Annotated in this window: 5 protein-coding genes; all 5 read right to left on the bottom strand. The window is 33.5% G+C overall.

The annotated features are described in order from the left end of the window. Window positions 1–239 precede the first annotated feature (239 nt). The gene (locus tag BMX83_RS10335; protein ID WP_091636761.1) at window positions 240–842 is read right to left on the bottom strand and encodes a sortase; all 603 of its coding nucleotides are present in this window, start codon (window positions 840–842) and stop codon (window positions 240–242) included. Further along, a complete protein-coding gene (locus tag BMX83_RS10330; protein WP_091636759.1) occupies window positions 832–1740 on the bottom strand; it encodes a Cna B-type domain-containing protein in 909 nt (302 codons plus the stop codon). The genes BMX83_RS10335 and BMX83_RS10330 overlap by 11 nt, the downstream gene beginning before the upstream one ends. Before the next feature lie 44 nt (window positions 1741–1784). Continuing rightward, on the bottom strand, window positions 1785–2600 hold the full coding sequence (locus BMX83_RS10325) for a class C sortase (RefSeq protein ID WP_091636757.1): 816 nt from the start codon (window positions 2598–2600) through the stop codon (window positions 1785–1787). A 70-nt stretch (window positions 2601–2670) separates the two neighbouring features. Then, window positions 2671–4143: an isopeptide-forming domain-containing fimbrial protein gene (locus tag BMX83_RS10320; RefSeq protein WP_245746666.1), complete on the bottom strand. Its 1473-nt coding sequence runs from the start codon at window positions 4141–4143 to the stop codon at window positions 2671–2673. 43 nt (window positions 4144–4186) lie between these two features. Beyond that, the coding region (locus tag BMX83_RS10315) for a collagen-binding domain-containing protein (RefSeq protein WP_143059538.1) at window positions 4187–5579 on the bottom strand (1393 nt) is incomplete at its 5' end.

The following is a 5579-nucleotide window of genomic DNA, read 5'->3' as shown; positions in this document are numbered from 1 at the left end:
TTACACTTAAGACAAACTCGTTTTCTTTAAATAATCTTTTTGATAATAAATTAGAGAGATTAAACACCGTCATAAGAGAAACAAAAACATTAGCAAGGAACGAATCATATTAGCACAGGGGCTCGACTATAAACTATTATATCAACGACAATAAATCTACAGTAATGGTTTAGACTAATTTTCTCGCATACGCCTATGCTTTATTATTTTTTACCATGGGTACAATATAATAAGTTTATCTAGTATATTTGTTTGAAACGGACAGTAGTTCTTTCCGTTCCACCCAAAGTGCATGTAAATAGTGTTAAATGCCAGTCATTTTTTTCACTATAAATGAACTTTTCCACATGCGTTGGATCCAAGACTTCAATATTAACTACTTCAAATTCGGATAAATGACCTTCTACATCAATAAATTTAGCGTAATCTCCTATATTTAACCGATGAATTCCTCCAAAGTGACTTCTATAGTTATGTGCGGCAATCACCAAATTTTTATCGTAGACTGATCCACTATATCTTGTGGGTGCTATTTTTAATTTTTCATAATCCCAATCATCCATAACTGGTAGCTGAATGCCTAGTTTTTCTATTGAGATTTCACCGATGTAATCGTAATCTCCTATCCTCATTTTAGGCATAGCAATGCCTGTTAAATCTTTATCCTCAATATCTTTTAAGCTAATCATGCTAAGTTCTTTTTCTATTTCATCTATTATTTCATTAGACATATTTCTCGCTTTATAATCTTCATAATAATTGTTTATGATTAATAACAAAGAAAGAAATAAAAAAATACCTGATAAGACTTTACAGAGATTTATATTCTTCTTATTCTTCATAATTTTTATCTATTTTTTTCCCTTTAATAAAAAATAAAGCTGATATACTTAACAAGAGAGGAACAGGCCACCAAAGTTGTCCTGTTTGAGGAACTTTTTCATCAGTAATCTCTGGACGGTCATCTTTTTTCCCCATTTTATTAATTACTTTTATTAGATTACCTTCTCTTTCAGTCTTTACTGTATAATTTTTAGCAATTTTCTTTTCTGTAACTTCATAAGCATACCTGCCAGGTAAATCGGTCCACTCATGTCTCCAGTTGTTTTTTTCACTCAGTTCAACTAAATCAACCACTTCTCCATTTTTAAGGAGCTCAAGTTCGATTGATTCTGGTCTGTTCTTATTTTCATTATCTTCCCAAACCTTATACACTTCTAAGTCTAAGGGTTTTTTTATACCCTTTTTTTCATATTTTAAGTCCATTCGAATCGTTCGATCTTGTGTTTCTTTTTCTAAATTAATCAATACGGGTGAAGGTGAATACCTGTAATCTCCTGATAAAACATGATCGCCTTCAATTAAGTAAAGCCCCTCATCTAAATGAGTAAATGATGTTTGAAACCGTTCATTTGTTTTAGCAATGCTCAGTGGACTGATCGAATCTCTTTGAATATAAGCATTTAGAGTCTTAGCCGTAGATACTTTATCACTTTCTTCAAAATCGCTGATTTCTACGGGATAATCTTTGAAGGTATCCGTTTTAACATACTGGTTATTTGAATCTTTAACAGCTACTTTATATAATCTGAATTCTGTGTTTTCAAAAATATATTCTAAATTTAGATTTACTCCATTTGTTGCTGCATTTACCTCTTGCCTAAAGACTATAGAAAACGGAATTATCAAGAGCATAAATAATAATATTATTTTTATAGTAAATTTTTTTATTTTTTTCATAAAATCAATCCTCTTGTCTTTACACAGCTCTATTTACTTACCACTTATTTTCTAAAAATTGATATAATAAATTTTAAGATCAACAACAGACCAATTAAACCCAAAATAACTATAGTATTCACAATCAGTGGATTTATTTTTATAGCATCAGGAATTATTTGACTGTCCGTTACCAGATTGTCAATTCTTGTTCCCCGCACTAATAGTCGGTGTGTATTAATCCCATATGGTGTACAGGTCTGTAAAGTTACATAATCTTTTTCGGGATCAATTCTGATCTCGTCTAGCTCATTTGGAAGTATTGTGACGAGCTGATCCACTTCATAAGTCATTTTCTTACCAAATGTTGTAATCATAAAAACATCTCCAACACCTAGTTTTTCGATGTCAGTAAATAAACGTGCTGAAGGAAGACCTGTATGTCCTGTAATTACACTATGAGTTCCTTTTCCACCTACTGGAAGCGATGTTCCCGGGATATGTCCAACGGCTATTTGTAAGATTGCCTCGTCTGTCCCGTGGTAAATCGGTATTTTTTTATTGATCTTGGGAATTTCAACAATCGCCATCGTTTCAGTTTCAGGTATCTTTAATAAATTATTATATGTCGTTAGCTCATCCTCAGACAGTAGTAATCGATCAAAAGAACGCCCTAACAAGGTCTCATTATGTTCCTCTGCATCTTTAAGATATTGCATTTTTTCTTTTTCTGAATGATCTTCAACCTGTTCGATATAGCTACCAATCGCTCTTGTTTGGTGCATAGTATTCCACCAATTACTGATCGTTGGATACAGGAGTAAGAGCCCCCCAGTGATTATAATCACTAAAGCAACAATGGTCGATTTTTTTATTTTCATCTACTCATTTTCCTTCACATACATAATAGAAAGATAGGAAGGGATTACTCCCTCCCTATATCCTCTATTCTTAATTATTAACTGATCGTTTTCGATCCACTGCTAGATAAATTAATCCTCCACCGAGTAATAAAATACCTAGTGTATAAATAACTTTTGTTCCCATCCCACCTGTTTCTGGAAGTTCAGGACCTTGTTTGTTCACGATATCTGTAGTCAATGAACCTTCTCCTATATTTGGTGTTAGATCCAGTTCTACTTCTCCTTCAATTGCATTACCGTTTAGATTTATAAGAGTTAATTCATCATCATCTAATGTGGATTCGATCTTGAACTCTATTGGTTCGATTGTATTATAACCTTCAGGAGTATCAATTTCTGTTAATCTGTATTGACCGTCGTCAAGGCCTTTAAATTCAAATGTTGTTTTATCCTTTTCTGCTGAATACTCTTTAACTAATTTATAGCTTCCGTCTTGCATTTTCTTTTCAAGCTTAAAGCCTGCACCTGTTAACGCTTCTTTTTCTGCATCAACCTTGTTCACTACAAGCTTGTAAGTAAAGACGATTACTTTATCTTTAGGTGTTGTACTTGTTCCGTCTCCTATATTGTTCGGATCGTTTGAGTATTCTAAGTGAACTTCGTTTGGGTTACCTGTTGAACCTATAACTGCATTTTCATTCAATTTTGCAGTATATTCAACCGTAATCTTACTATTTTTTGTAATACCCTCTATTTCTTTAAGATCATCAAAAGTTACTGTAAAGCCATTATCGGTTATTTTTACTTCATAACCTGTTTCTAATTTTGCTCCGTCTACCTTTACAACAGCATCATTATTAAATGTTAAACCTTCTGATTGAGTATCGTGGAAGACATATTTATAGCTTTCATACTCATCATAATTCCCAGGTAAAGTTCCTTCTAATTGGAATGGAATATTATCACCTATATCATGGTCCGCCGTATTACGCCAGTCTCCATGCTCTTTATCTACTGAGTCATTTATGTCTTTTACCTTTTTTTCTACACTTGGCATATCAAGCTTAGTTTTTTGTGTAACCGTACCAACTACTTTTAAGATATAAAGAGTATATGCCCCTTCTTCTTTATCTTGAGATGTATCAGTATCTTTTACTAAATAATAACCTGCATCTAAATTATCGAATGTGTAACTACTACCTGCAGCTACTTTTTTTGATTGAGTCGCATCTTTTAACTTTTCCCCGCTCACTAAATCATTAGCAAAAGATTTTACGTTTTCTGGAGTTAATGAGTCTGCCTTCGCGCTAGCTTCTCCAAATCCATGACTATCAACTACACCATTTCCCCAAGTAATGTTTGAAAGTTGATTATTTTCTCCACCTAAATCACCTTTAAATATTTGATACAGCTCAAAGGTATGAGGGGTTTTTCCCGTGTTTTCTATTGTCAGTGAGTTGCTAACCTCTGCAGCTGAAACAGATGACAAGAATCCTGATCCACTTACTAATATTAGTGCAAAAGCTAATATAAACCTTGCTATTCTTTTTATGTTCTTCATTATGCATTTCTCCTCTTTTTTTCTTTTTTATTGATGATATGAATTATTCTTTATCCTTTGATTGCGTACGGTCAATTGCTAAATAAATCACTCCTCCCACAAAAAGTGTGAGTCCTAATCCATAAATTATTCTTGTTCCAGGTCCACCTGTTTCTGGTAGTTCATAGTCAATTTTTGCTGGTGGAACATAATCATCTCGATGAGTTTCACCAGTTACTATAATTTTTCTACCAATAACTGTTCCATTTAAATTATGTTTTAAGTTAATTGATGCTCCTGGAGCTAAAATACTTCCAGTTACTGCTCCGGCATTCTCTACTGTTCCAGTGTAGATGTTGTCTGATTTTGATGAATCGTAAACATTCCAAACAACATTTGCATTAGACCATTCATTAACTTCACCTGTACTTACTTTGCTACCGTCTGTATAATTTGCAACTGAGTTAGGGATAGATAATGTTTCTTTATTTCCCATTTTGCTCATATCAACATTAATTATTAATGTTGATGCCTTATCTTTATTAAATCCTTTGATATGAATCGGATTATTAAAGTTAAAATCACTATCTTGAAGATTATAGACATTATAGTTAGAATCTTCAGTCACTAGAATCTCTTGTTTGTTCATGTCACTGCCATCTACTTCAATCGCATTGTTCTCTAATTCAGCCAATTTATTGACTAGATCTTTTGATTGTTGTTCCACTTTACTAAAATCAATAAATTCAGCATCATTATCTTGCCATAGACTATCTGGACTATTTTGCTTGTTTGGTCTCTCAACTTTATTCCCGTTAATTGACCAAGCGTTGCCCTTGTCCTCTGTACCTATTTTTGTGCCCTTGCCTACAACTAATATGGACTCACTATGTGGACCTGCGTTAATTGTAGCGCCACCAGAAATATTTCGTAGATAGCTGACTTCTTTTAAATCTCCAGTTCCAAAGTTACCACCATTGATAAAGTTATTGGCTAAAATATTTCCATGAACATGAGCCTTTCTATCTACTGTGTCTAGACCCACTAAATGGAATCCACCTGCAATTCCAAATAAACTATCCTTACTATTCTTGTAAAAATCTGTGTTCTCATAAGTATTCTCTCTGTTAATTGGTATGACACCTAAGTCACTTCTTGCCTGACCTTCATTCCCAAGATTATTTTCATCAGTAGAAAAGACCGATAAATCTTCTATCAATGAATCTGCTATATCTTCTTCATCTGGATCAATCGTGAGGGTCCAGTGAACCTGATTACTTGATTTATCTTCTCTTTTTCCACCTTGAGCGATCGCATAGCTCTCAACCAAGTAATTTTCCGCTCCTTTTGCAGGATCTATATTCACATCATACTGAATTTTATATTGCTCATTTGGACCCAATGGCGGTAACTTTTGAATGGAGAACCCTTCGTTTTGAGTTTCAGATTTTTTTTTC

The organism is Alkalibacterium gilvum, assembly GCF_900109085.1.
GTDB lineage: Bacteria > Bacillota > Bacilli > Lactobacillales > Carnobacteriaceae_A > Alkalibacterium > Alkalibacterium gilvum.
This window is presented reverse-complemented; position numbering and strand designations above follow the sequence as displayed.

Excerpts from the sequence above, each read along its gene's own strand:
- BMX83_RS10335 (WP_091636761.1), bottom strand. The coding sequence starts at position 842 with ATGAAGAATAAGAAGAATATAAATCTCTGTAAAGTCTTATCAGGTATT.
- BMX83_RS10330 (WP_091636759.1), bottom strand. The coding sequence starts at position 1,740 with ATGAAAAAAATAAAAAAATTTACTATAAAAATAATATTATTATTTATG.
- BMX83_RS10325 (WP_091636757.1), bottom strand. The coding sequence starts at position 2,600 with ATGAAAATAAAAAAATCGACCATTGTTGCTTTAGTGATTATAATCACT.
- BMX83_RS10320 (WP_245746666.1), bottom strand. The coding sequence starts at position 4,143 with ATGAAGAACATAAAAAGAATAGCAAGGTTTATATTAGCTTTTGCACTA.